Source organism: Kitasatospora sp. Xyl93 (assembly GCF_055383135.1).
Window position 1 is genome coordinate 6,394,577 of record NZ_AP029185.1, and the last position, 25,449, is coordinate 6,420,025.

The 25,449-nt window shown below is 72.7% G+C and carries 19 protein-coding genes; 7 read left to right on the top strand and 12 right to left on the bottom strand.

The window, feature by feature from the left end; genetic code table 11:
- Positions 1-11: 11 nt before the first annotated feature.
- Complete coding sequence (locus ACZ5GH_RS27835; protein WP_464335585.1) at positions 12-245, bottom strand: hypothetical protein; 234 nt, start codon at positions 243-245, stop codon at positions 12-14.
- 486 nt (positions 246-731) lie between these two features.
- Between ACZ5GH_RS27835 and ACZ5GH_RS27840 the strand changes: the two genes are divergently transcribed.
- From ACZ5GH_RS27840 to ACZ5GH_RS27850, 3 genes are read left to right on the top strand one after another with little or no spacing between them, the layout of a single operon-like run.
- Entirely contained in the window at positions 732-2,876 is a 2,145-nt protein-coding gene (locus ACZ5GH_RS27840) for a helix-turn-helix transcriptional regulator (protein ID WP_464335586.1), read from the top strand.
- Complete coding sequence (locus ACZ5GH_RS27845) at positions 2,873-3,877, top strand: hypothetical protein (RefSeq protein ID WP_464335587.1); 1,005 nt, start codon at positions 2,873-2,875, stop codon at positions 3,875-3,877. Before ACZ5GH_RS27840 ends, ACZ5GH_RS27845 begins: the two co-directional genes overlap by 4 nt.
- Positions 3,874-4,743 carry a DUF6339 family protein gene (locus ACZ5GH_RS27850; RefSeq protein WP_464335588.1) on the top strand — a complete coding sequence of 290 codons (870 nt, stop codon included), beginning with the start codon at positions 3,874-3,876 and terminating at the stop codon, positions 4,741-4,743. Before ACZ5GH_RS27845 ends, ACZ5GH_RS27850 begins: the two co-directional genes overlap by 4 nt.
- Here the strand turns inward: ACZ5GH_RS27850 and ACZ5GH_RS27855 are convergent.
- Together ACZ5GH_RS27855 and ACZ5GH_RS27860 are read right to left on the bottom strand one after the other, a co-directional pair.
- Positions 4,683-5,996, bottom strand: coding sequence for a DNA cytosine methyltransferase (locus ACZ5GH_RS27855; RefSeq protein ID WP_464335589.1), 1,314 nt, complete (start codon positions 5,994-5,996; stop codon positions 4,683-4,685). The two genes, ACZ5GH_RS27850 and ACZ5GH_RS27855, sit on opposite strands and share 61 nt — an antisense overlap.
- A gap of 11 nt (positions 5,997-6,007) precedes the next feature.
- Positions 6,008-6,484, bottom strand: coding sequence for a very short patch repair endonuclease (locus ACZ5GH_RS27860; RefSeq protein ID WP_464335590.1), 477 nt, complete (start codon positions 6,482-6,484; stop codon positions 6,008-6,010).
- Between the two features lie 285 nt (positions 6,485-6,769).
- Here ACZ5GH_RS27860 and ACZ5GH_RS27865 point away from each other — a divergent pair, with 285 nt between their 5' ends.
- Entirely contained in the window at positions 6,770-8,197 is a 1,428-nt protein-coding gene (locus ACZ5GH_RS27865) for an APC family permease (RefSeq protein WP_387758648.1), read from the top strand.
- A 52-nt stretch (positions 8,198-8,249) separates the two neighbouring features.
- On the top strand, positions 8,250-9,887 hold the full coding sequence (locus ACZ5GH_RS27870; protein WP_464335591.1) for an amidohydrolase: 1,638 nt from the start codon (positions 8,250-8,252) through the stop codon (positions 9,885-9,887).
- Between the two features lie 162 nt (positions 9,888-10,049).
- Here ACZ5GH_RS27870 and ACZ5GH_RS27875 read toward each other — a convergent pair whose 3' ends face one another.
- The 3 genes from ACZ5GH_RS27875 to ACZ5GH_RS27885 all read right to left on the bottom strand — a co-directional run bounded on the left by ACZ5GH_RS27875 (position 10,050) and on the right by ACZ5GH_RS27885 (position 13,103).
- Entirely contained in the window at positions 10,050-10,757 is a 708-nt protein-coding gene (locus ACZ5GH_RS27875; RefSeq protein ID WP_387758651.1) for a TetR/AcrR family transcriptional regulator, read from the bottom strand.
- A gap of 53 nt (positions 10,758-10,810) precedes the next feature.
- The gene (locus ACZ5GH_RS27880; RefSeq protein ID WP_464335592.1) at positions 10,811-12,175 is read right to left on the bottom strand and encodes a helix-turn-helix domain-containing protein; all 1,365 of its coding nucleotides are present in this window, start codon (positions 12,173-12,175) and stop codon (positions 10,811-10,813) included.
- Between the two features lie 109 nt (positions 12,176-12,284).
- Complete coding sequence (locus tag ACZ5GH_RS27885) at positions 12,285-13,103, bottom strand: DUF4232 domain-containing protein (protein WP_464335593.1); 819 nt, start codon at positions 13,101-13,103, stop codon at positions 12,285-12,287.
- Between the two features lie 418 nt (positions 13,104-13,521).
- On the opposite strand from ACZ5GH_RS27885, the gene ACZ5GH_RS27890 reads away from it, so the two are divergent.
- Complete coding sequence (locus ACZ5GH_RS27890; protein WP_464335594.1) at positions 13,522-14,823, top strand: YhgE/Pip domain-containing protein; 1,302 nt, start codon at positions 13,522-13,524, stop codon at positions 14,821-14,823.
- Positions 14,824-14,856: 33 nt separating this feature from the next.
- Here ACZ5GH_RS27890 and ACZ5GH_RS27895 read toward each other — a convergent pair whose 3' ends face one another.
- From ACZ5GH_RS27895 to ACZ5GH_RS27920, 6 genes are all read right to left on the bottom strand, one after another.
- Entirely contained in the window at positions 14,857-17,178 is a 2,322-nt protein-coding gene (locus tag ACZ5GH_RS27895; RefSeq protein WP_464335595.1) for an FdhF/YdeP family oxidoreductase, read from the bottom strand.
- A gap of 157 nt (positions 17,179-17,335) precedes the next feature.
- Positions 17,336-18,253 (bottom strand): LysR family transcriptional regulator, encoded by a 918-nt coding sequence (locus tag ACZ5GH_RS27900; protein ID WP_464335596.1) that lies wholly within the window; start codon positions 18,251-18,253, stop codon positions 17,336-17,338.
- The gene (fdhD, locus tag ACZ5GH_RS27905; RefSeq protein ID WP_464335597.1) at positions 18,254-19,183 is read right to left on the bottom strand and encodes a formate dehydrogenase accessory sulfurtransferase FdhD; all 930 of its coding nucleotides are present in this window, start codon (positions 19,181-19,183) and stop codon (positions 18,254-18,256) included.
- Positions 19,171-20,547 carry an MFS transporter gene (locus ACZ5GH_RS27910; protein WP_464335598.1) on the bottom strand — a complete coding sequence of 459 codons (1,377 nt, stop codon included), beginning with the start codon at positions 20,545-20,547 and terminating at the stop codon, positions 19,171-19,173. The genes fdhD and ACZ5GH_RS27910 overlap by 13 nt, the downstream gene beginning before the upstream one ends.
- Before the next feature lie 319 nt (positions 20,548-20,866).
- On the bottom strand, positions 20,867-21,334 hold the full coding sequence (locus ACZ5GH_RS27915) for a GreA/GreB family elongation factor (RefSeq protein WP_387758666.1): 468 nt from the start codon (positions 21,332-21,334) through the stop codon (positions 20,867-20,869).
- 152 nt (positions 21,335-21,486) lie between these two features.
- Positions 21,487-23,640: a UvrD-helicase domain-containing protein gene (locus tag ACZ5GH_RS27920; protein WP_464335599.1), complete on the bottom strand. Its 2,154-nt coding sequence runs from the start codon at positions 23,638-23,640 to the stop codon at positions 21,487-21,489.
- A gap of 256 nt (positions 23,641-23,896) precedes the next feature.
- On the opposite strand from ACZ5GH_RS27920, the gene ACZ5GH_RS27925 reads away from it, so the two are divergent.
- Positions 23,897-25,339 (top strand): glyceraldehyde-3-phosphate dehydrogenase, encoded by a 1,443-nt coding sequence (locus ACZ5GH_RS27925; RefSeq protein ID WP_387758669.1) that lies wholly within the window; start codon positions 23,897-23,899, stop codon positions 25,337-25,339.
- The last annotated feature ends 110 nt before the right edge of the window (positions 25,340-25,449 follow it).

The window sequence follows — 25,449 nt, forward strand, 5'->3', positions numbered from 1 at the left end:
GATCGGTGGCGTCAGCGGCCGCGGCGCAGCGTGAACCTGACGATGCGCTGACAGTTGGTCGGATTCCGGCGCGGGCGGCGGGCATCGGCGTCGCGAACGGCGTTCCGGTAGGCGGCGACCATGCCGTGGTCGATGCCGTAGAGGTAGAGGTAGGCACCCAGGTCCTGAGGAGCCTCGGCGGCGATCCGGTCGTACGCGGAGACGATGGAACGGAGTCGACGGAGCGGAAAAGTCTGCGGGGACACCGAGGTACCTGTGCTTTCGTGAGATGTACACGACGAATTGGCGCGAGGTGGTGCAGCGATGCAGAGGGGAACGAGCCGCTTGAGAATGCACGGAATCAGTGAGAATGAGGATTCCGGGACGGCCGAAGAGAATTCCCCCCCATGGGAAAACAAGACGATCCGGGCCCTTGTGTAGGGCCACTTCTCCGGCGCCAGCCGGGAAGTGGCGACTACATTGCCATGGATCCGATGCGCGCGCAAGGGCCCTTCATGGGTCGCTGTCCCTGAAGTCCAGTGGCGGCGTAATTCGCCTTTCGGGGGGAATTCGGGCAAAGCGGAAGCGCTTGCGAGTTCCATTCCGTTTCGTTTTTCGACCGTGCTCGATGCCTGCTCCCGCCGGGCGGCGCATGTGTCAAGTGAAAGTTGACAAGAGGGTGTCGCTGTCAATAGTGATGCGGTAGCGTGGCTCCCACCTCGTGAAACAAGCCATGCGGAAGCAGGTGGGACGTGAAGGCGGCTGAGGACTTCGGCCCCTGGCTGGCACGCCAGCTCAGGAACGCAGGGAAGAGCCAGACCGATCTGGCGATGGACCTGGAAGTGACCCGGGCCGCCGTCTCGGCCTGGATCGTCGGCCGATCGGTGCCCCGGGACGAGACGGTCCGGCGCATCGCCGAAGTGCTCAACACCGACCTGGAGACCATCCACACCCGCAGCTCCGACGCCCAACTCGCCTTGCCCGTCGACTGGTACCACCGGCCGGCCCATGTCGACGGCGGGCGTGAGTACGGCAACGCAGCCGCGTTCGCCTTCGAGGCCGATGTCTCGGTGCTCGCCCGCGAGGCCACCCAGAACAGCCTCGACGCCCGCCTCGATCCGGTGGAGCCGGTCCGCGTACGCTACACCCTGCATGAGCTCACCGGGGAGGCCTTGGCCCGGTTCCGCGAGGCCATCTACTGGGATCGCTTGCTCCCGCACTACGAGGCGTTGACCGCGGACGGCGGGAAGCAGAGCAAGGTCTCCCGCACGATCGCGGCCGGGCTGCGCGACATGTACCAGCACGACCGCCTGGTGCTGCTCCGGGTCGACGACTACAACGCCACCGGTCTGACCGGCGACGACTACGCGGACGGCCTCTTCGCCGCCGTAGTCCGTCGTCAACTCGACAGCCACAAACGGGATCTCGGGGCGGGCGGTTCCTACGGCCTGGGCAAGGCCACCTTGTGGGCGACCAGCCGACTCGGCCTGGTGCTGATCAACTCCACTCTCTCCGAACCGCACGAGGGCCGTACCGAGCGGCGTCTCATCGGCCGGCTCGACCTCCCCTGGCGCGAGGTGAACGGCAAGGCGTGTGCCGGCCCTGCCTGGTTCGGACGTCCCGACCCGACCAGCCCGTCCACGGACGTGGTCCGTTCCTGGTGGGCCGACGAGGAGACCGTCGAGAAGCTCCACCTCACCCGCGAGAGCGCGGCCCCCGGCACGTCCTTCCTCATCGTCGGCGCCCACGACGTGGCCAGCCTGTCGGCCGTCAACGGTGCCGTGGACGAGGAGGAGACCACTGAGGACGACGACTCCGTCCACCGCATGCACGCCCGGCTGGTCGATGCGCTCGGTCGCAACTTCTGGGCTGCGATGACCGGTGGCGGCGACCACAAACCGCATCTGGAGGCGTCCGTCCGCACCTATCGCAACGGTGAGGTGCTCATCCCCGAGGAGCACGTGGATCCGGCCGTCGCCCAGCCTTCCCGTACCCACGCCCTGAGGGCCTTCCTGGAGGGGACCACCGTCGACCGTCTCACCGGCCGCGGTCAGGTCGCCCGGGCCACCGTGCAGCTCAAGGTACCGCTCCATGGCGGCCCGGCGCGCGGTTTCGTGCCGCACGATGCGGTGGTCCTGGTCACCGATGCCGAGGACGCCGACGGCCGCTCCAACCGTGTGGTCTCCATGCGGGGCAACCGCATGACGGTCAAGGACAGCGCCGTTCCCAACCTGCCGATCGGTACCAATCCCTTCCAGGCCATCCTCCTCGCCGGTCGCGCGGCAGGCCCGGATGCCCTCGGTGCCGAGGCCGCCGAGGAGTTCCTCCGCGCCTCCGAGCCACCGGAGCACGACAAGTGGGGGCAGACGGAGGAACTGCGGCTCTCCTACTCGCCCTCCGCCTATCGGCGCATCAACAGCCTGACCACCGAGGTGAACGCCGCCGTGCGCGACCTCGTCGCCGTGCCCAAGGCCAAGCGCCGCAACGGGGGAGAAGCCAAGATCGCCGGCCGGCTCAAGGTCGGCGGCGCCACGAAGCGGCCACGTCAGGTCGTGACCTCGGCCCTGCCCGAACTGGACAACGTGGACGCGATGATCGACGAGACGGGAGCCTGGTCGGTCACCGTGGACCTCCGGGTGCCGTCCGGTACGGACCCGGATCGCCCGGTCACACCGGTCGCCAAGTTCGACGTGCGCTCCGGCCCGCGGCCGGCCGCGCCGTGGAAGGAGCTCGTGGCCGTCAGCGGCTGCGAGGTGGTGGACGGGTCGCTGCAGCTGTCGCCGGGCAGTCGCAAGGCCGTCTTCCGGGGTGTCACCGACGTCTCCCGGCACCCGGTCCGGGCCCAACTCACCGGGCTCGTCGTCGAACTCCGCAGCGGGAAGGGGGAGCAGGCGTGAAGGTCTACCCCTACCGGCGGTTCACCGGAAACGTGTCCTGGCGCGTCGACAGCGCCCAGCTCAAAGCCGAGGGCGAGCCCTGGGAGGACGTGGAGAGCAAGTACCTCTCCACCGTCGAACGCGTCGTCGCCCTCGGGCCGGACGAGGACCGGCCCGACTGGACCCAAGCCCGGCTCCGTCTCTCCGCCGAGCTCCCGGCCAAGGTCCTGGATCCGTCCGGGCCCTGGCAGAACGTCAAGGTCGTCGGGGTCCTCACCGAGCGCGCCACCAACACCCGTACGGCGGTGGAGTTCTCCGCGGTCTCCGAGGACGGCCGCGATCGGACGGCCGAGTTGTACCTGCACCGGTGCGACCTCCTCGACCGGGCCTCCCTCGCCGTGCATGTGGTGGCCACCGTCGACGATGTGTCCGGCCGGGTGATCGCCACCTCCGACCTGGAGTGGTTCGTCGACGTGACCGAAGCCGTGCCCTCGCTCGCCCGTGAACTGGACGTCAAGATGGTCAAGTTCGGTTCGGGAGCGAGTCGGCTCCAGCGGTTCAAGGACTCGCCCTGGATGGTCGACACCACCGGTCGGATCCCGGCCGTGCGCGTCAACTCCGACTTCGAGGGGCTCGGCGACCTGATTGGCGCAGACGGGGGCAGCGGCCCGGAGAAGACCGTCCGGGAACTCCTGCTGGCCCAGATGTGCTCCGAGGTCTGGACGGCGGTCTTCCACTCCGCACTCGCCGACCTGGAGGTCGAGGAGGACGGCACCCCGGTGTTCCCGCACGGCTGGCAGGGCGAGGTGCTCAGGGAGATGCTCCCCGACGTGTACGCCGACCGCGGCCCGGAGGCCGCCCTGCGGGCGGTCCACACGGCACGCACCGGAGTGTCCGCCGCGGGATGGGGGGAACTCCAGTCCCGGATCCACTACGCCGCCACTCGGCGTGCGGGTGTCCCCAGAGCGCTCTCCACCACCATCCACGACCTGGAACGCCTCACTCAGGGGGACGACGCATGACCGACCGGCCCGACCACCTCCCGGAGCGACTCGCCCTGTTGTCCGGCGCCGACGCGACGGACTTCGTCACCGAAGGCCTGCTCGCCGGTCGCGAGAACGTGCCGAGCATCAAGCTCAATCAGGTCACCGAACCGCTCCCGCACGCCGACCGACGCGGTGAACTGCGTCCCCTCCGGGACTTGGTCGAGGACGCCATGGCCTACTGCCGGGCCGGTGGGCTCAAGGCCACCCAGGCGGATGCGTGGCTGGCCCCCCGACTCCATGCGGCGCTGCGACTCACCCGCCGCGAGGCGGCCGACCCCGGCTTCTGGAACTACCTCGCCCTCGGCGTCGCCCCGGACTACGTGGTCTGGCGGCATCTGGCGGACGGGAAGGTCGCTGCCGAGCGCTTCCGGGGGCAGTACCACAAGCAGGCTTTCTCGCGTCTCTGGTGGGCAGCCGAGCTCTTCCGCGACGGTCCGGACTACGGCCCGGTCGTCACGGCTTGCGGCGTCCAGGACGTCCTCAACACTGCCCTTCGCATGTCCGCGATCAATCACCGGCCCACCGCGCAGGCGATCGTCCGGTTGATCGCGAAGGGAACGGTGACCACCGGTCGTGAGGTCAACGCCCTGGCCGGGGCCGTCAACATCTCCGCGGCGACGCTGATGTACGACGTGATCGCCCCCGATGCCGAGCGTGAGTCCCGCCCGCTGCTCGACTGGATCGACGAGGCCGAGACCGCCCGACAGGTGTCACGGAACGTGCTCCCGGTCGGCCCCGACGAGGAGCCGACACCGGAGCTGTCCGTGAGCACGTTGGTGGACTACTTCGCCGGCCTCTTCGCGGATGCGCCGATCCGGGGACGGGAGGAGGCCGAAGGCTGATCCTTCCTGGGCTTCGGGCAGTCGGGACCGCAGCCGGCGGACTCTCCACACCCGTTCTTGCGCAGAACGGCGCGGTCCTCGGCCGAGACCGCGGGCCAGTCCGCCCGGACCTTCTCCTCCTGGGGGAGCGGAAGACCCAGCGCCGCCGCCAGCACGTGCATGCCGAACAAGGGGGGCACGGCGTTGCCCACTTGCTGCGACTGGTCGCCGCCACTCCACGGATAGTCGGGCGGGAAGGTCTGGAGGACGCCGGCTTCGGCGATGAGCAGACGGGCCGGGTCGAGTTCTCTGCCGTCCGGGTGCCGAACGGCGTTGCGCGAGACCTTTCCGGTGACGGTGAACGACGGCTGCTTGTCCGTACGGATGCCGCGCTTCCTCGGATCTCCACCGCTGCCGTAGTTCGACACGATCTCGAAGGGGGGCTTTCGGCTCGTGAGCACTTGCCGCATCGCGACCCAGGGCTTGAGCGGCTCCGACGTCCCGTTCACCGGCAGGGTGGTCTGGGTGTCCTCGGGGCCCCCCTGCTCGGGCTTTCGCAGGTTGAAGGTGTGATGGGTGGGCGTGGGGATCCGCGGGGCGTCGTACTCGGCGAGCCGTGCGATCAGGATCGTTCGGCGGCGGGTCTGCGGGACGCCGTACGCCTCGGTGTGCAGCGTGGCGACCTCGGCGACCTTGTACTTCACCCTCGCCCCGTCCTTGCCGGGCAGGCCGGTCTCCAGGGCCTCCTTGTACACCTCCCAGAGAGCCTTGACCTGAGGCACCTGCTCCAGAACGATCACGTCGAACGGTCGCTCGTCGCGCTTCGGGCAGCTGAGAGCCTTGATCGCGTAGCGAAGGGGTTCCAGGACCAGGGCGGTCCTGTTGTCATCTCCCAGCTTCGCCAGGCGGGCGTCGATCTCCTCGTCGTCAACCCGGTCCATCAGGGCATGGAGGACCTTCTCGACCTTGTCCAAGGAGCGGCGGCCCGCGCCCTTGCCGGCCACCGAATAGGTCTGGCACGGAGGCCCACCCGCCAGCACGTTCAGCTCCGGGGGCAGTTCCTGGAACCGCCTTCGCCGGAACTCGCTGACGTCCGCGTGCCATGTCGCCAGACCAGCCGAGTAACGGGTCTCACAGGCGTCCTTGTCCCACTCGATGCCGAGGGAACGCACACCGAGAAGGTGTGCGGCCACGTCAAGACCGCCCGGGCCGGCAAAAAGGTCCAGAATGTACGGTTTTGCGAGAAATGAAGCGGCGGCGCCCGAGCTGGTCATGTGGCCAGAGTCTAGCCGGCGGCGGAGCGTGTGATGTACTCGGTCGGTTCGAGAGGCGGCTTCCGTCCGCTGATTGCCCGTCGCTCGTGGACCAGACCGATGATCCGCTCCGCAGCCTCCGCCGCGTTCTCGTGCTCCCAGACGCGGACCGACAACCAGCCGGCTTCGGCGAGACGGGCGTCCGTGTCGATGTCCCGCGCGCGATTCTTCTCGATCTTCTCCCGCCAGAACTCGGCGTTGTTCTTTGGCCACGTCGCGTGTTCGGGGCAACCGTGCCAGAAGCAGCCGTCGACGAAGACCGCGATGCGGGCCGGGCCGAAGAGGACGTCCGCCTCGCGCCGTACACCCTTGAGCGGCTTGCGGTGGACGCGGTAGCGGAGTCCGGCCGCGTGCAGTGTTCTGCGGAGCGCGACCTCGATGCCCGTGTCGTGATTGCGCTGCTTGCTCATCCGGGCGCGGATCTTCGGAGTGGTCTCCAGGGAGGACATGATCCCATTCTGGCGCCGGGCGCCGACATCGGACCTGTGCAGCCGCTTGGAGCGCCGTATCGGTGGTCAGTGGTCATGCCGAGTCCCTCCTTATGACAACGGCATTGACGTGTGGCGGCACCGCCGGTTTCATGGCTGCACTTCCCGCCCGCGTCACCCCCCTGCGACCGGTGCGGGCGTTCCCCCACACGCGCACCCCACGACCAAGGCGGTGATCCGTTGGCATCGACGGTGAAGGACACGGGCGGCGGCCCGAGAAGCGATGCGCGAGGCTCCCACGTCGCGATGCGCAAGTCGCTCGGCCTGCTGGACGGAGCGGCGATCGCCGCCTCCAGCACGGCCGCCACCAGCAGCATCGGAATCGGCCTGGGCCTGATGGCCGGGGTGGTCGGCCTGCACCTCCCGGCGATCATGCTGCTGGCCTTCCTACCGGTGCTCGCCATCGCCGGCGGGTACGGGCGGCTGAACGCCGTCGAGCCGGACGCGGGCAGCAGCTACCGGTGGGTCGGGCGCACCCTCAGCCCCTGGCTGGGCTTCCTGACCGGGTGGGTGAACACCGTGGGGACCGTGGTCTTCATGGCGTACACCACGACCGTCACCGGCTCCTCGGTCATCCAACTGCTCGACGAGGCCCACGTGCGCAGCGTCGCCGGGCTGCGACTGGACGCCGACTCGACCGTCCAGTGCACCCTGCTGGGCCTGGTGGTGCTGGTGGGCGCCGCGGTGGTCGCGGTGCGCGGGCTGGACCTGGCGGCGCGGCTGCAGAAGGCGCTGCTGGTCTTCGAGTACGTCGTGCTGCTCGGCTTCTGCGGCTACGGGCTGTTCGCCGGCGACCAGCCGTTCTCGCTCCAGTGGTACAACCCCTTCGACATCCCCTCCTTCGACGCGGTCGCGCAGGGCATGGTGCTGGCGGTGTTCTGCTACTGGGGCTTCGAGTCGGTGTTCAGCGTCGGCGAGGAGGTGCGCGACCCGCGGGACGCCTCCCGCGGCGGCCTGCTGGCCCTGGTGGTGATGCTGGCGCTGTTCCTGCTCGCCGGCACGGCCTTCCAACGGGTGCTGCCGATCGACGAGTTGGCCGACAACGGTGCCCACGGGCTGACCTACTTCGGTGCCAGGCTCGCCGAACAGCCGCTGGCGGCGCTGCCGTTGATCGCGCTGATGTTCTCCGCCGTGGCCTCGCTGCAGTCCTCGGTGATCCCGACCGCGCGCGGGATGTACGCGATGGGGCGCGACCGGGTGCTCGGCCCGGTCTGGACCCGGCTGCACCCCCGGCACGCCACGCCCGCCGTCGGCACCCTGCTGATCACCGGCGTCGCGGTCGCGCTCGCGCTGGCCTCGATCGCCATCCCGACCGTCAACGACCTGATCTCGGCCGCGGTCAACGCGATCGGCATCGTCGTGGCCCTCTACTACGCGCTGACCGCCGTCGCCGCCGCCGTCCGGTTCCGCCACCTGCTGCGCACCGGTCTGCTGGAGGGGCTGCGCGCGGTGGTCGGGCCGCTGCTGGGCGCGGCGGCGCTGCTGGCCGTCGGCGGCTACCTCGCCTGGACCTTCTACGACTCCACGGACCACTTCGAACTCGCCGCCGACAACGGTTGGTTCGAGCTGTCCGTGGTGATCATGATGATCGTCAGCGGGCTGCCGGCGGCGGCCTGGGCCCGCTGGCGGCGGCGCTCGCCGTACTTCCTGCGGGAGGGCGCGGCGGCCGAGTGACACCCGTACGACGCAACACCACGCACCACCACGCGAGAACGGAGCACCACCCATGACCCAGGCCGATCTGGTCTTCACCCACGGCCCCGTCCACACCGGCGACGCGGCCCGCACCCGGGCGAGCGGCCTGGCGGTCGTCGGCGAGCGGATCGCCGCCGTCGGGCACGACGAGGTCCGGGAGCTGATCGGGCCGGGGACGGAGGTCGTCGACCTCACCGGCAAGCTGCTGCTGCCCGGCTTCCAGGACGCGCACGTCCACGCGGTGGGCGGCGGCGCGGAGCTGGCGTCCTGCGACCTCACCGGGACGGTCGGCGTCGCCGACTACCTGGCGCGCGTGCGGGCGTACGCCGAGGCCAACCCCGAGCTGGAGTGGATCACCGGCAGCGGCTGGTCGATGGAGAGCTTCGAGGGCGGCCTGCCGACCCGGCAACTGCTCGACTCCGTCGTCCCCGACCGGCCGGTCTACCTGACCAACCGGGACCACCACGGCGCCTGGGCCAACACCCGGGCGCTGGAACTCGCCGGCCTCACCGCCGACACCCCCGACCCGGCGGACGGACGGATCGAGCGGGACGCCGACGGCATCCCGAGCGGCACGCTCCAGGAGGGGGCCACCGCCCTGGTCGCCCGGCTGCTGCCGCCCTCCACCGAAGCCGACCGCCTCGACGGGCTGCTGCGCGCCCAGCGGCTGCTGCACTCGCTCGGCATCACCGGCTGGCAGGACGCGTTGCTCGGCGAGTTCAACGGCATGGCGGACCCGTCCGGCGCCTACCTGGCCGCCGCCCGCTCCGGCGCGCTGACCGCCCGGGTGACCGGCGCGCTCTGGTGGGACCGCGACCGGGGCGCCGAGCAGATCCCCGAGCTCGTCCGGCGCCGCGAGGAGTTGAGCCACGGGCGGTTCCGGGCCGGCTCGGTGAAGATCATGCAGGACGGCATCGCGGAGAACTTCACCGCCGCGATGACCACCCCGTACCTGGACGGCTGCGGCTGCGCCACCGCCAACTCCGGCCTCAGCTTCGTCGACCCGGCGGCGCTGCGCGGGTACGTCACCGAACTCGACGCGCTCGACTTCCAGGTGCACTTCCACGCGCTCGGCGACCGGGCCGTGCGCGAGGCGCTGGACGCCGTCGAGGCCGCCCGCACCGCCAACGGCCGGCGCGGCACCCGGCACCACCTCGCCCACCTCCAGGTCGTCCACCCGGACGACCTCCCGCGCTTCGCCCGGCTCGGCGCCGTCGCCAACATCCAGCCGCTGTGGGCCGCGCACGAACCGCAGATGGACGAGCTGACCATCCCCTTCCTCGGGCCGGAACGGGCCGCCTGGCAGTACCCGTTCGGCGCCCTCCAGCGGGCCGGCGCCACCCTGGCGGCGGGCAGCGACTGGCCGGTCAGCAGCCCGGACCCGCTGGAGGGGCTGCACGTGGCGGTCAACCGGATGGAGCCGGGCGCCACCGACGGCAGGGTCTTCCTGCCCGAGCAGCGGCTCGACCTGGCCTCGGCCATCGCCGCGTACACGGCCGGCAGCGCCCACGTGAACGGGCACGACGACGCCGGCGTGCTGGCGGCCGGGCGGCTCGCCGACCTGGTGGTGCTCGACCGGGACATCCTCACCGGGCCGCCGGAGGAGATCGCGAGCGCCCGGGTGCTGCGCACCTACGTCGGCGGGGAGCTGGTGCACGCGGCGGACTGAACCGGTCGGCGCGGGCGGCGACGGGCCGCCGGTGGTGGGCGCACGTGGGCCCACCACCGGCGGCCCGCGCGTTCCGGGGCCCGCCGGGCCGTGCCATGTCCTGCCGGTGGGCCGGGCGGGACCCCCGGCGCCTCGCCCCGCCGCCTCGCCCCGCCGCCCTCCTCAGCCGCCGACGGCCCGCAGCCGGGCCTCGGCGGCCTCCAGCAGCAGGTCCAGGGCGTACGGGTACCCGCTGCGGCGCATGTCGGCGGTGAGCAGGTGGGCGGTGGCCGCGATGTGGGGGTGGTCGGCGGCGTCGAGCCGGGCGTAGGAGGCCTGCCAGACCTGGAGGTCGGCGTTCTGGGCGGCGGCCGGGAGGGCGAGCATGGCGGCGTCCAGGGCGGCGAAGCCGAGGCTCTGGTCGACGAAGGCGTGGTAGATCCGGACGGCCTCCGGGTCCGGGAAGCCCGCCGTGCGCAGCACGCCGAGGATCGCCTCGACGGCGGCGATCTCGTGGGTGCGGCCGGTGGTGCGGTGGGCGGCGAGGATGGCCGCCTGCGGATGGGCCTGGTAGCTGGCGTGGATGCGCAGGCCGATGGCGCGCAGGTCGGCGCGCCAGTCGCCGGTGGGCCGCCAGCCCTGCTGGGCACGGCCGATCAGCTCGTCCGCGACGGCCAGCAGCAGGTCGTCGGTGCTGTGGAAGTAGCGGTAGACCGCGCTCGGGTCGGCGCCGAGCGCGGCGCCGAGCCGACGCACCGTGAGGGCCTCGGCGCCGTGCCCGCCGATCAGCCGGATCGCGGTGTCGACGATCATCTCGGTGGACAGCACCACGCCCTGCCGGGTGGGGCGGCGCCGACGCCGTTGCGGTTCGGGGACTACGCGGTCGGTCATGCGGCGAGGTTATGCCAACACCGTTGACATGGGCCAGGGCGGCGGCGACGGGCTCAGCCGTCGGTCGGGGTCGGGGCCCAGGCCCGGCCGTCGTGGAAGTAGCCGGGCGCGCCCTGCAGGCCAGCCGTGCGGAACGGACGGCCGTGGTCGTCCACCGTCATGGTGTCCTGCTGCCCGCCGCTGCTCCACACCAGGTCGAGGTACCAGCTGACGTCCGAGGCGCGGGTGGTGGCGTCCACCTCGATCACCTGCGGGTCGCTGTTCGAGACCCGGTACGGGAAGTCGGTCGGCGGGGTCTTCCGGGTGCCCTCCCGGCCCGGAGCGGGGAGGGCGCGGGGCTGCGCCGCGTCGAGGTCCACCGAGAAGGAGGCCGGGGTGAGCTCGCCGCCGCAGCCGGCCCCCGGGGTGTAGGCGTTCCACTTGGGGGCGGGCTGGGTGCTGACCACCCGCACGTTCGCCCCGAGCAGCACGACGGGCGTGGTGCTCGAACCCTGGGCGGTCAGCTGGAGGCGCAGGTGGCCGGCCGGGACGGCGTGCTGGGCGGCCGCCCAGCGCTCGATCCCGGCGGTGCTGTCCGGGGGCGGGCCCACCTGGGCGGGGGTGCGGGAGGACAGGAACCACTGGCCGCAGGGGCTGCCCCAGTTGTCGGTGAGGACGGTGACGCGGAAGGGGGCGGGCGCATGTCCCTCGGGGGGCGTCGAGGCGGCCGCGGGCGGGGCGGCCGTGGCGGGCCCCGTCGCGGCCGGGGTGGCCGTGGCGGTCGGGGCCGGGTCGGTCGGCGTGGGGACGGTCGCGGCCGGGGTGCCGGTGGGCGCGGCCGTGGCGGCGACGGCCGGCCCGGACGCACCCGTCGCCGAGCGGTCCGAGGTGCCACCGGTGTTGCGCAGGACGAGGACCGAGACCACGGTGGCCAGCGCGGCCACGGCGGTGGCGCTCAGCAGCACCCGCCTGCGGGCGCGGAGGCGCGGTTCGGCGGTCGGGGTCACGGGCTGCACGGTCGTCACCTCCTCCTCCGGTGCGGCGGCGGCGCCCGGCTCGGGCGGGGCCGCTGGGGTCGGGGCTGCCGGGGCCGGAGCCGCGGCCGAGGCCGGCTGCGGTACGGGGGCGGGCTCGGCGGTCGGTGCGGGCCGCGCCGCGGCGGCGGCCGGAGCGCTCGCCGGGGAGGACTCCCGGCGGCGGGCCGCGTCGGCCAGGATCCACCGGCGGTGCAGCTCGACCAGTTCGTCGTCGCCCGCCCCGCAGACCCGGGCCAGCCGCTCCACCGGCGCGTACTCGGTCGGCACCGCGGCGCCGTTGCAGTAGCGGTGCAGGGTGGAGGTGCTGACGTGCAGCCGGGTGGCCAGGGCGCCGTAGCTGCGGCCCGAACGCTCCTTGAGCTCGCGCAGCATCGCCGCGAACTCCTCGGTCTCCACACTCATGTGCCGCCCTTCCCCCACCCCGGCCCGGCCCGGGATGCCGTTGATCCGCAGATCACGGTACCCGTACCCGGGGCGCGGGCCCGGCGCAGGGGGAGCACAGCGGGGCAGGTCAGGCCTGCCGGTCGGCGGTGGCGGCGGAGGCGGCCGCCTCGGCGACGGTCGCGCCGTACAGGCCGAGCTTCGGCCTGCCCGCCTTCGCGCCGGCGCCCAGCGGGAAGTTCCGGGTCTCGGCGGTGGGCATGTGCTCGCCGTCGGGCAGGACGTTCAGCTGGTCCACGCCGGCCGCCCCGCCGCCGCCGGGGTTGAGGTCCAGCACCGCGTACGCCGTCTGACCGGGCGCCACCGCGTAGGCCGGGGCGCCGCCCAGCCCGCTCGGCACCAGCGGCGTGACGTCCTTGCCGTGGTCGGCGGCCTTCGAGTCGCCGAGGCTGACGAGCGGGTAGTAGCTCAGGCCGCAGGCGGTGGTGCCCTGGTTGCGCACCTCGATCACCCGCTGGGCGGGCGCCTCGGCCCGGGCCGTCACCTTGACGGTCAGGCTCCTGGCCTCGCAGGGGTGGGAGTAGGCGTAGGCCTCACCGCCACCGGCCCCGCCCCCGCTGCCCGGAGCGGAGGCGGCGGGGTTCTTGGGGCGGGCGGAGGTGCCGGCGACGGGCGCCGCGGCGGAGGGGGCCCCGGCGGCCGGGGCGGGAGCGCCGGCGGCCGGCTGGGCGGCGGGTGCGGCACCGGTGGCGGCACCGGCACCGGCCGTGCCGTCGGGCGCGGTGCCGGCCGGGGCGCCGGACGCGGCGGACTGGGCGGACTGGGCGGGCTTCGCCTCGCCGCCGTCGCCGCCGGACTGGCAGGCGGTCAGGGTGAGGGCGGCGCCGAGGGCGAGGGCGGCCGGGACGAACAGGGCACGGCGAGCGGACACGGCACGGCGAGCGGACATGGAGGTTCCCCCGTAACGGATGCGGATGAAGGAGTGGACCGGGCGGCGGGCCATCGGCGCCGACCGCTGGGCAGAACTCTGCTCGGCCGTCCCCCGGTCCGCCAGGCTTCCCGGCCGAGTCGGGACGCTGGAACGGTTTCACCCCCTCTGACCTGCGGTTTCATGCCTCCCTGGAACGGTCCTCGGGAACGTTCCGGCGGCTTCCCCGCCGCTCCCGCCGCCCCTGCCGCCGCGCTCCCGCCGCCCTGTCGTCCGGCCGGGCCGGACGGCCGAACCGTCCCGCCGTCCGCCGCCGGACCTCTGCGACGGCCCGGACGCCGCCACCCGGGTGACGGTGGTTTGGCCGTCCGTCCGCCACGGAAGGACTTCCCGCCGTACCCGCAGCGGCACCAGGTTGTGCCCGAACCCGAGGGGTGGCATGGCGACCGCAGACTCCCAGGGGTCTCCCCGGCAGGCGCGGGCGCTGACGCTCGCCCGGCACCCGAAGCTGTGGCTCTTCCCGAGCATCCTGTGCGGCCTGCTGGCCGTCGTCCTCTCGCTGCTCTACATGGGCGGCATCATCAACCCGAGCGGCCATCTGCACCGGCTGCCGATCGCCCTGGTGAACGAGGACCAGGGCCCGCCGCCACCCGGCCAGCCGGAGCCGCTCGGCGCCCGGCTGGCCGCCGCGGTGGTGGCCGGCACCCCCGACAGCACCGTCGACTGGCGCCGGGTGGACGCGGCCGGACTGCGCGAGCAGCTCGCCTCCGGCAAGGTCTACGGCGCGCTGGTCGTCCCGAAGGGCTTCAGCGCCGACGTCACCGCCCTGGCCGCCGGCGGCGCCACCGAACGGCCGGCCGTGACGGTGCTGACCAACCCCGGCATGGGCAGCCTCGGCGCCTCGATCGCCGCGCAGATCGCCCAGAACGCCGCCCACCAGGCCTCACTGGCGGCCGGCAAGCAGCTGCTCGCGGCCGTGCCCGCCTCCGGCGCCCCGGGCCCCGACACCGGTGCCACCGCCCGGCTGCTGCTCGCCGACCCGATCGCCGTCACCACCCAGGTCGGCCACCCGATCGGCGGCCACAGCGGGCTCGGCCTGAGCGCCTTCTACTACACCCTGCTGGCCGTGCTGACCGGCTTCATCGGCGGCAACATCATCCACAACGGCGTCGACGGCGCGCTCGGCTACAGCGACAGCGAGATCGGCCCCTGGCACACCCGCCGCCCGACCGTCCCGATCAACCGCACCCAGACCCTGCTGCTCAAGATGGTCATGACCGCCGGGATCATGCTGCTCACCAGCTCGCTGGTGCTGCTCTGCTCGGTCGGCGTCCTGGACATGGACGCCCCGCACCAGGCGCTGCTCTGGATCTTCTCCTACTGCGCGAGCCTCGCCGTGGGCCTCGGGGTGCAGGCGATCAACGCCGCGTTCGGCGGGATCGGGCAGCTGGTGTCGATGTTGGTCTTCATCGCGCTGGCGCTGCCCTCCTCCGGCGCCACCATCCCGCTCCAGGCGGTGCCCGGTTTCTACCGCTTCCTGAGCGTCTTCGAGCCGATGCGCCAGCTCAGCGACGGCATCCGGGCGATCCTCTTCTTCGACGCCCGGGCCGACGCCGGGCTGACCCGGGGCTGGATCATGATCGGCGTCGGCGCGGTGCTGGCCCTGCTGTTCGGCTTCGGGATGACCCGCTACTACGACCGCAAGGGCCTGCACCGCTGGACGCCCCAGCCGTCCGACTGAGCCGTCCGACTGAGCCGTCCGACTGACGCGGACCTAGGCCTTCGTGACGGTCACCTTCAGGTGCTTCATGATCGGCTGGTCGCTCTGGGTGCTGTAGTCGCCGATCGCGCACAGCACGTTCAGCTCCGGCATGTACCCGGCCGCGCAGCCGCGCGGGATGTCGTACGGGACGGCCAGGAAGCCGCGCACCGAGCGGGTGCTGCCGTCCCGGGCGGTGCTGGTGACGTCCACCCGGTCGAACTCGGCCAGGCCGCGCTCGCGCATGTCGTCCCGGTTCATGAAGACCAGGGTGCGCAGGTTCCGGACACCCCGGTAGCGGTCGTCGTCCGAGTAGATGGTGGTGTTCCACTGGTCGTGCGAGCGCATCGTGCCCAGCGCCAGGGTGCCCGGCTCGGGGACGACGTCGGGCAGCGGGGCGGTGGAGAACTCGGCCTTGCCGGAGGGGGTCCCGAAGACCAGCTCGCGGGCCGGCTGCTTGATCCGGAAGCCCAGCGGCAGCCGCACCCGGCGGTTGAAGTCCTCGAAGCCGTCCAGCACCCGGGCCATGGTGTCGCGGATGCGGTCGTAGTCCTCGACGTACCACTCCCACGGGGTGGGGCTGTCCGGCAGCGCCGCGCGGGCCATCCCGGCGATGATCGCGGGCTCGGAGAGCAGGTGCGGCGAGGCCGGGCGCTTCATGCCGACCGACAGGTGCACCATGCTCATCGAGTCCTCGACCGAGGTGGACTGCACCCCGGCCCGCTGGTGGTCCTTCTCGGTCCGGCCCAGGCACGGCAGGATCAGCGCCCGCCGCCCGTGCACCAGGTGGCTGCGGTTCAGCTTGGTGCTCACCTGGACGGTCAGCTCGCAGGACTCCAGCGCCCGGTGGGTGTACGGGGTGTCGGGCGCGGCGAGCGCGAAGTTGCCGCCCATGCCGACGAACACCGTGACGTCGCCGCGCAGCATCGCCTCGATCGTGCCGACGGTGTCCAGCCCGTGCTCGCGCGGCGGCTCGATCCCGCACACCTCGGCGAGCCGGTCCAGGAAGCCGGTGCCGGGCCGGTGGTCGATGCCGCAGGTGCGGTTGCCCTGGACGTTGCTGTGCCCGCGCACCGGGGAGGGGCCGGCCCCCTCGCGGCCCAGGTTGCCGCGCAGCAGCAGGAGGTTGACGATCTCGCGGACGGTGTCCACGCCGTGCTCGTGCTGGGTGACGCCCAGGCACCAGCTGAAGATCGAGCGGTCGGCCTCCCGGTAGACCCGGGCCGCCTTGAGGATGTCGGCCCGGTCCAGCCCGCTCTGGCGCTCGATCTCCTCCCAGGGCGTGGCCGCGCAGACGTCGCGGTAGGCCTCGAAGCCGGAGGTGTGGCGGTCGATGAACAGCCGGTCCAGCGCCCCCTCGTCGGTCGCGGACTGCTCCAGGACCGCCTTCGCCATGCCGCGCAGCAGCGCCATGTCGCCGCCGATCCGCGGCTGGAGGTTCAGCGTGCTGGTGCGGGTGGACCGGTTCAGCGCCATGTCGGTGAAGTCGTGCGGGATGATCGTCCGGGTCGCCGCCGCCTCGACCAGCGGGTTGACGTGGACGATCTGCGCGCCGCGCTTGTACGCCTCGGCGAGCGAGGTGAGCATCCGGGGCGCGTTGGAGGCCGCGTTGACGCCCAGGATGAACAGCGCGTCGGTCACCTCCCAGTCCTTGAGGTCGACCGTCCCCTTCCCGGTGCCGAGCGCGGCCTGCATGGCCCGGCCGCTGGCCTCGTGGCACATGTTCGAGCAGTCGGGCAGGTTGTTGGTGCCCAGCTCGCGGGCCATCAGCTGGTAGAGGAAGGTCGCCTCGTTGCCGAGCCGGCCGGAGGTGTAGAACGCGGCCCGATTCGGATCGTCCAGCCCGCGCAGGGTGTGGCCGACCAGCTCGAAGGCGTCCTTCCAGGTGATCGGGACGTAGTGGTCGGTGGCCGGGTCGTAGACCATCGGCTCGGTGAGGCGGCCCTGGTCCTCCAGCGCGAAGTCGCTCCACCCGGACAGCTCGGTCACCGTGTGGGCGGCGAAGAACTCCCGGCCGACCCGCTTACGGGTCATCTCCCAGGTGACGTGCTTGATGCCGTTCTCGCAGATGTCCAGGTGCAGGCCCTTGGTGTCGTCGGGCCAGGCGCAGCCGGGGCAGTCGAAGCCGCCGTCCTCGTGGTTCATCCGCATCACCGCCCGCGGCCCGTCCAGGTACGCGCCCTCGCGGACCAGGAAGCGGGTGACGCTCTTGGCGGCGCCCCAGCCGGCGGCCGGGTGGTGGTACGGCTCGGCGTGGGGCCGGCCGGCGGGGGAGGGGCCGACATCCTCCGTCGGCTCCGGCGGGGGAGTGGTGAGGGCGTCGTCGGAGGTGGTCACGGTGGTCGCCTTCCGTCGCAGGAGGTCGGACACCCGGCGTGTCGGGGTCGAGGCTACGCCGGGTGGTCGGGCGCCGCGCGTCGGGCGGCCGGAGCTGTCGGACGCGGGGCGGTCGGGGCGTTCGGACGCGGGGCGGCCGGGCTCCTGTGCCGGGTGCTCACGCCTCCGGCAGGCTGCCGAGGAGGGCGGCCACCTCGGTGCGCCGGGCGACCTCCAGCAGCGCGCGGGCCATCACCGAGCCCGGCTCCCGGGCGGCGATCACCAGCCCGATCGGCGTGCTGTGCGCCGGCTCCGCCAGCGGAACGGCCCGCATCCCGTGCGGCACGCCGAACACGTGCAGCCAGGCGTACGGCACGATGCTCGCCCAGTGGCCGGTGCGGACGTGGGCGAAGAGCGAGGCCACCGAGTCCGTCTCGACCCGGGGCGTCGGCTCCAGCCCGAGGCCCGCGAACACCTCGTCCAGCACCCGGCGGCCCTGCATGCCCGGGTGCAGCAGGCACAGCGGCAGCCGGGAGGCCTCCTCCCAGGTCGCCCGGGGGTGGCGGGCCAGCTCGTCGGCCGGGCCGGTCAGCAGGACGTACCGCTCCTCGTAGAGCGGAAGCGTGCGCAGGTCGTCGGTGCCCGGCCCGGACAGGTAGGTGATGCCCGCGTCGATCTCGAAGTTCCTTACCTGGCGCAGGAGTTCCTCGGAGCGCAGGTCGGTGGAGAGTTCCACGGCGGCCAGCGGGTGGGCGGCGCAGAACGGCCCGGTGAGCAGCGGGACGGCGCCCGAGGCGGTCGGTACGGAGCCGATCCGCAGCCGTCCGCTCAGGCCGGTGCGCAGCGCGTCCACCTCGTCCCGCAGGGCGTCCCGGTCGGCCAGGATCCGCTGCGCCCGGAGCACGATCCGCTCGCCCTCGGCGGTCAGCCCCTGGTAGCTGCGGCCGCGCCGCACCATCAGCACCTTCAGCTCGTCCTCCAGCTTGCGCAGGGCCTCGGAGAGGGCGGGCTGGGAGACGTGGCAGGCCTCGGCGGCGCGGGCGAAGTGGCGTTCGCGGGCGAGCGCGACCAGGTACTCGAGCTGGCGGAAGAGCATCTAGCCGTTTTCCCGGGCGGTGCCGACGCGGTCGGTACCGGTGGTGGCCGTGCCGGTGTCGGTTCCGGTGGTGTCGATGTCGGTGGTGTCGATTTCGGTGGTGCCGGTGGTGTCGACGCGGTCGGTGCGGGTGTAGACGTTCATCGAGTCGCCGCGCAGGAAGCCGACCAGGGTCAGCCCGCTCTCCTCGGCGAGGTCCACGGCCAGCGAGGACGGCGCGGAGACCGCCGCGAGCACCGGGATGCCCGCCATCACGGCCTTCTGCACCAGCTCGAAGGAGGCCCGGCCGCTGACCATCAGCACCGTGCCGCGGGCCGGCAGCAGGCCCTCGCGCAGCGCGTGGCCGACCACCTTGTCCACGGCGTTGTGCCGGCCCACGTCCTCGCGCAGGCAGAGCAGCCGCCCGTCGGCGTCGAACAGCCCGGCGGCGTGCAGGCCGCCGGTGCTGTCGAAGACCTTCTGGGCGGCGCGCAGCCGCTCGGGCAGCGCGGACAGCAGCGCCGGGGTGACGCGCAGCCCGTCCTCGGTGACGCTCCACGGCGCGGAGGTGCGCACCGCGTCCAGGCTGGCCTTGCCGCACAGGCCGCAGGAGGAGGTGGTGTAGAAGTTGCGCTCCAGCGAGGCGTCGGGGGCGGGCACGCCGGGGGCGAGCAGCACGTCCACCACGTTGTAGGTGTTGCCGCCGTCGGCGGTGGCGCCGGCGCAGTAGCGGATGCCGGCCACCTGCCCGGCGGCGTGCACCACGCCCTCGCTGACCAGGAAGCCGGCCGCCAGGTCGAAGTCGCTGCCGGGGGTGCGCATGGTCACCGTCAGCGGGCGCCCGCCGACCCGGATCTCCATCGGCTCCTCGGCGGCCAGGGTGTCGGGACGGTACGAGGGCGCGCCCTGGCGCAGACGCAGCACCCTGCGCGGTACGGTCACTCGGCCCATGGTCGTCGGCTCCTCGGTGGTGTCGGTCCGGTCGGTGCGGACTCCGCCGGCGTGGATTCCGCCGGTGCGGACTCCGTCGGTGTGGACTCTACGGATGCATCCTCGCGCGTCCGGGGCTTCCCGTGCTCCCCGCGCGCTCCCCATGCTCCATGGTCCCTCCGCTCCCCCTGCCCTCCGGCGGGCAGGTGGCGGCGGCTGTGCGCGGCGGTGACCGCCAGGCAGAGCAGGCCGACGGCCGCCATGCCGGCCAGCAGCGCCGGGTAGGAGGCGTGGCCGGCGGTGCCGGCGAGCAGCAGCGGGGTGAGGAAGCCGCTGGAGGTGGTGCTCTGGTAGAGCGAGGCGGAGGTGGGACCGGACGACCGCGGGGTCAGCCGCTCCACCTCGTGCAGCCCCGCGCCGAGCGTCAGCCCGTACCCGGTGCCGAGGACGAGGGCGGCCAGCACCACCAGGCCCACCGAGTCGCGGGCCGCGGCGAGCGCGCCGAGCAGCAGCCCGGCGATCACGGTGGCCATCGCGGTGAGCGTGGCCCGGGCGCTGTTCGCGTCGTCCAGCCGGGCGGCGAAGGGCTGGGCGACCACACCGGTGGCCAGGGTCAGCGCCGCGACCAGGCCGCTGAACAGCGGCGCGTAGCCGGGCACCCGGTCGGCGACCAGCGGCGGCAGCACCACGTACGCCACGGTGGCGGCGCCGAGCACGGCCGGACTGGCGGGCAGGACGACGTAGCGGAACCGCGGATGGCGGACGGCCGCCGTGCGGTGCGGCGGCGGGCCGTGGCGGCGGCTCCGGGCGGTCTCCGGGAGTCCCCGGGTGGCCCGCAGGACCAGCAGGCAGCCCAGCGCGTGGGCGAGCGCGGGCAGCACCGTCGGGCCGGGCAGCCACTCGGCGATCACCCCGGAAGCCAGCGCGCCCGCCGCGAAGCCCGTCCCGGTGGCGTACACCGCCCGGCGGGCCGCCTGCTCGGGCGGGACGGCGGGCCCGGAGAGCTCGCGCAGCCAGGTCGTCCCGGCCAGGAAGACCAGTCCGGCCGCGAAGCCGGTGGCCAGCCGGGCTGCGTACACGGACGGCTCGTCCGGCAGCGCCAGCAGGACGCTGGCAGCGGCGGACAGGCCCAGCGCGCCGCGCACCGTCCGCCGCCGGCCGTACCGGTCGGCGGCGGGGCCGCCCAGCAGCAGCCCGGGCACCAGGCCGACCAGGTAGACCGAGAACATCGCCGCCAGCGAGAGCGCCGACCAGTCGGTGCGGGCCCGGTACACGGTGGCCAGCGCGGTGAACTGGTTGGCGCCCCAGGCGGCGACGGCGACGGCGGCCGCCGCCGGAAGCCAGCGGGCGGTGCGGGCCACGGGCATTCCGTCAGTGCTGCCCATGCGCTTTCCTGCCCCGTTCTCCGGCTTTTCGGCCATTCCTGGATTTCCGCGGTTCCAGTGTCGGTCCGCCGCGGTGGGGCGTCAAAGAGGTGATTCCTGTGATCTGATAGGCGGCGCCTATGGCCCCCCGTCGCGCCGAACCGAGAGGCGTTCCCGTCCCGGGGAATTCCGCAGACGGCCCGGTGTTCCCGGAGGTGCTCGTCCCGGAGAGCGCGATCGCGAATTCGGCTCCGGCCTTTACTGATCCGGCTGTTCCGCTCGGTTTGTTCCGCTCGGGTTGTGCCGTTCCGGCGATTCCGTTCCGGCGATTCCGCCTCGGCTATTCCGTCCCGCCCACCGACAGCACCATCGCGCTGGCCGCGCCGGCCGGTGTCTCGTAGTTCACCGTCTCCCCGGCGTGCCGCCCGAGCAGCGCCTTCCCGAGCGGGCTGTCGAAGGTCACCAGGGTGAGGTCCCGCTCCTCCGCCAACTCCGAGATCTCCACGGTCTCCTCCGTGCCGTCGCCGAACCGCACGGTCACCGTCGATCCCACCCCGACCACCCGCGCGGACGGCTCCCCGGCCACCTCGGCCTCCCGCAGCCGGGCTTCCAGCTCGGTGATCCGCCGGTCCAGCCGGGTCACCTCCGACGCCCGCTGCAACTCGTCCGCCGCGTCCGCCCGGTCCCCCACCGGCTCCACCCCGCGCAGCGTCGCGGCCACCTTCCCCCGCTCCGCCCGCAGTTGCGCCAGCTCCTCCTGCACCGCACGCAGGCCCTCGGCACTGATCGGTTCCGGCCCACCGCTCATCCCAAGCTCCCGGGGCTGCTCGTCACACGCTCGAACACCGGCCGCCTCCCATTACCCCACCGCGCGGAGCCCCGGGCAACTCCTCGGCGAGGCCGCCGGAAGCGCGTCATCGGGAGCCTCCCCGCGCAGCCGCGGCCCGGCGGGGCCGGGGGTCATCGCACGAGCGGCCGCGCCGGGACGACCGGTTCGAGGAAGACGCTGGGTGTCCCGTGCCAGGAGACGAGGAGGGCCTCCCGGGCGCGGGTGCACGCCACGAAGAGCAGGCTCAACTCGCTGCTGAGGTCCTCGCGGTGCTGCAGCGGGTCGGTGTCCTGCGGGGTGACGGCGCCGGGCATGGGCAGCAGGCCGTCGCTGACGCCGACCACGGCGACGCAGCGGAACTCCAGCCCCTTCATCCGGTGCATGGTTCCGACCCGGACGCCGCCGGACGGCGCGTCGCCGAGCAGGTGGGCGGGCATCCCGCTGTCTTCCAGGGCCTGGGTGACGTCGCGGCCGAGCCGGGCGGTCCGCACGGCGACCCCGATGTCCGCCGGGCTCACGCCGGAGGCGGTCCACTCCTCGACGCGGGCGACCAGGGCCCGGATCTCCTCGGCCTTGTCGAGGTGGCCGCGCACCTCGGGGTGCGCGCCGTGCAGGGTCGAGTGGTAGCCGGCCAGCGACTCCTCCCCGCCGTCCATGTCGTCCGGACGTTCCCCGGTGAGCAGGGACGCGGACCAGCTGAGGATCTCCTGCGTCGTCCGGTAGTTGATCCGCAGACGGGAGGACCGGCCGACCACCTGGATCCCGAGCGAGCGCAGCGAGACCTTGTTCCCGTAGATCCGCTGATGCGGGTCGCCGGCCAGGAACAGGTCGTCCGGCCCGGCGGCCACGAGCGCGCGCAGGAAGCGCCACTGGACGGGGTGCAGGTCCTGCGACTCGTCGACCACCACGTGCCGGAACGGGCGGTCGCCCTGTTCGTCGAGCGCCCGCGCGGCCCGTACGCAGACCTGGAGGAACGTCAGTTCCCCGGCCTCGCGCAGCTCCTCCTCGAAGGCGGCGACCACGCGCCACAGCCGGGCCCGCTCCGCGGATCCGAGGGCCCTGCCCCGTCCGGTCCGCGGTGCCCGCAGGTACTGCTCGCGGTTCTCGATCGCCTGGGCCAGGACGACCTGCCGCCACTCCTGGTCGAGGAAAACCTCGCTGAACTCGACACCGAGCCGGCGGGCGACCCGTCCCCAGCGGGCGAGGACCGCGTCCTGCCGGAAGAGGACCCTCGGCGGGGCGCCGCCCCCGGGGGAGCGCCGGAGGACCTCCTCGGCCAGCGCGTCGACGGTGACCACCCGGACCTTCGCCCGGATCCGCTCGTCCGTGACGAGCAGCGCGAGGCAGCGCTCCAGCTCCGCGGCGAGGTCCTCGGAGAAGGTGGTCAGCAGAATCGATCCGTCGGGCGTGTCCACGGGCAACCGGCGTGCCAGGTGGTAGGCCCGGTGCAGGGCCACCACCGTCTTCCCGGTCCCGGGACCACCGGTCACCCGGGCCGGCCCGCGGTACGACTCCCGGTAGGCGACCCGGTACTGGGCCGGGTGCAGGAAGATCCGCCAGGCGTCGAAGGGGCGTTCGAGGATCTCCAGCAGTTCGTCCGGCCCGGACACCAGGGCGACCCGGCCGCGCGCGTGGGCCATCGCCGACACCAGGCCGCCGACGGGCTGCCCGACGCTCGTGGGGGCGGCCGACCGGGCGTACGCCTGGACGATCTCGCGGTCGATCTCGGCCGGCTCCATCCCGCTCGCGAGGCCGACCAGGACGTCGAACTGCTGCTCCGGCAGCACGCGGTGGAGCGCTTCCAGGTGCGCCTCGTCGGGGAGCAACCGGATGATCGGCAGGATCTCCTCGTCGACGCCCAGGCTGCGCAGCACCTTGTCGGAGCGGTCGGCGAAGAGCCTCCGGGGTTCGTTGGCGGCCAGCACCCGCAGCGAGCGGGAGGCCCGCTCCAGCGCGACGTCGTTGCGGATCTCGACGCCCTGGGTCGCGGCGTTGACCGAGGCCCGGTGCTTGCAGGCCCAGTCGTTGGCCTTGTCGTGCGGAAGGACCTTCAGCAGCAGGTAGCCGTCGCCCCGGTCGGCCTTGAGCACGACCCCGCGCCAGAAGTCGGTGATCCGGATGGTCCGGATCCGGGGGTCCCGCTGGTTGGTGAGCTTCTCCAGGTGCACGCCGGTGTGGGTGGCCTCGGCGAACTTCTCGAAGGTCTCGAAGACCCGCCGCTGCACCGGCTTCTCCAGCGCCGCGAACTCCATCAGGAAGTCCCGGTGCATGCCCAGCGTCGCCACCCCGGCCCCCCTCGCGCCCCTGCACGTCCGCGCGGCCGGGCAGTGCGTTTCACTGTACTGGCCCCGGTGATCACTCCCGGCGGGCCGTCCGCCGGCGGGCCTTCCGGGGTGGCGGTGATCACCTTCGGGGGCGGGGCCCGGGGTGAAAGGGCAGGTCGGGGGCTCGGGCGGGGACGGCTGGGGAGGGACCGGCGGTCGGGGCGCGAGCGGGCGAAGCTACCATGTGGGCAACACCCTCAGCTCGAAAGATGGACTTGTGACTGTCAACGACGACGTGTTCACGGACTGGAAGAACCGCGAGGAGATCGCGGAGTCGATGATCCCGATCATCGGGCGGCTGCACCGGGAGCGGGACGTCACCGTCCTGTGCCACAGCCGTTCCCTGGTGAACAAGTCGGTGGTCAGCATCCTCAAGACGCACCGCTTCGCCCGGCAGATAGCCGGCGAGGAGCTCTCGGTCACCGAGACGATGCCGTTCCTGGAGGCCCTGACCGCCCTGGACCTCGGCCCCTCGCAGATCGACCTCGGCATGCTCGCCGCGACGTACAAGGCGGACGACCGCGGCCTGTCGGTGGCGGAGTTCACCGCCCAGGCCGTCGTCGGCGCCACCGGCGAGAACAAGCTGGAGCGCCGGTCCGGGCAGGACGTCGTGCTGTACGGGTTCGGCCGCATCGGCCGGCTGGTCGCCCGGCTGCTGGTCGAGAAGGCCTCGGCCAACGGCCTGCGGCTGAAGGCCATCGTCGTGCGCAACAGCGGCGGCGACGACCTGGTCAAGCGCGCCTCGCTGCTGCGCCGTGACTCCATCCACGGCCAGTTCCAGGGCACGATCACCGTCGACGAGGCGAACAACAAGATCATCGCCAACGGCAACGAGATCAAGGTGATCTACTCCGACGACCCGACCAAGGTCGACTACACGGAGTACGGGATCAAGGACGCGATCCTGATCGACAACACCGGCCGCTGGCGCGACCGCGAGGGCCTGTCGAAGCACCTGCGCCCCGGCATCGCCAAGGTCGTGCTGACCGCGCCGGGCAAGGGCGACGTCCCGAACATCGTGCACGGCGTGAACCACGACACGATCAAGCCGGACGAGCAGATCCTGTCCTGCGCCTCCTGCACCACCAACGCCATCGTCCCGCCGCTGAAGGCGATGGAGGACGAGTACGGCGTGATCCGCGGCCACGTGGAGACCGTCCACTCGTTCACCAACGACCAGAACCTGCTGGACAACTACCACAAGGCCGACCGCCGCGGCCGCTCGGCGCCGCTGAACATGGTGATCACCGAGACCGGTGCCGCCTCGGCCGTCGCCAAGGCCCTGCCGGACCTCGAGGCGAAGATCACCGGCAGCTCGATCCGCGTCCCGGTGCCGGACGTCTCCATCGCGATCCTCAACCTCCAGCTGAAGCGGGAGACCAACCGCGAGGACGTCCTGGAGTACCTGCGGAACGTCTCGCTGACCTCGCCGCTGAAGCGCCAGATCGACTTCATCGACTCGCCCGACGCCGTCTCCAGCGACTTCATCGGCTCGCGCCACGCCTCCATCGTGGACGCCGGCGCGACCAAGGTCGACGGCGACAACGCGATCCTCTACCTGTGGTACGACAACGAGTTCGGCTACTCGTGCCAGGTGATCCGGGTCGTCCAGTACATCTCGGGCGTCGAGTACCCGACCTTCCCGGTCCCGGCGGTCTGATCCACCGGTAGGCCTGCCCGAGGGGGCGGGACGATCGAGCAGTACGGCGGGGCGGTGACCGGTTGGTCACCGCCCCGCCGGCGTTCCGGGTTCCGGCGGTTCCCGGGCGC

Bases quoted from the DNA above. Each gene is read 5' to 3' on its own strand.
- ACZ5GH_RS27850 (WP_464335588.1), top strand. From the start codon at position 3,874: ATGACCGACCGGCCCGACCACCTCCCGGAGCGACTCGCCCTGTTGTCC.
- ACZ5GH_RS27855 (WP_464335589.1), bottom strand. From the start codon at position 5,996: ATGACCAGCTCGGGCGCCGCCGCTTCATTTCTCGCAAAACCGTACATT.
- ACZ5GH_RS27860 (WP_464335590.1), bottom strand. From the start codon at position 6,484: ATGTCCTCCCTGGAGACCACTCCGAAGATCCGCGCCCGGATGAGCAAG.
- ACZ5GH_RS27865 (WP_387758648.1), top strand. From the start codon at position 6,770: ATGCGCAAGTCGCTCGGCCTGCTGGACGGAGCGGCGATCGCCGCCTCC.
- ACZ5GH_RS27870 (WP_464335591.1), top strand. From the start codon at position 8,250: ATGACCCAGGCCGATCTGGTCTTCACCCACGGCCCCGTCCACACCGGC.
- ACZ5GH_RS27875 (WP_387758651.1), bottom strand. From the start codon at position 10,757: ATGACCGACCGCGTAGTCCCCGAACCGCAACGGCGTCGGCGCCGCCCC.
- ACZ5GH_RS27880 (WP_464335592.1), bottom strand. From the start codon at position 12,175: ATGAGTGTGGAGACCGAGGAGTTCGCGGCGATGCTGCGCGAGCTCAAG.
- ACZ5GH_RS27885 (WP_464335593.1), bottom strand. From the start codon at position 13,103: ATGTCCGCTCGCCGTGCCGTGTCCGCTCGCCGTGCCCTGTTCGTCCCG.
- ACZ5GH_RS27890 (WP_464335594.1), top strand. From the start codon at position 13,522: ATGGCGACCGCAGACTCCCAGGGGTCTCCCCGGCAGGCGCGGGCGCTG.
- ACZ5GH_RS27900 (WP_464335596.1), bottom strand. From the start codon at position 18,253: ATGCTCTTCCGCCAGCTCGAGTACCTGGTCGCGCTCGCCCGCGAACGC.
- fdhD (WP_464335597.1), bottom strand. From the start codon at position 19,183: ATGGGCCGAGTGACCGTACCGCGCAGGGTGCTGCGTCTGCGCCAGGGC.
- ACZ5GH_RS27910 (WP_464335598.1), bottom strand. From the start codon at position 20,547: ATGGGCAGCACTGACGGAATGCCCGTGGCCCGCACCGCCCGCTGGCTT.
- ACZ5GH_RS27915 (WP_387758666.1), bottom strand. From the start codon at position 21,334: ATGAGCGGTGGGCCGGAACCGATCAGTGCCGAGGGCCTGCGTGCGGTG.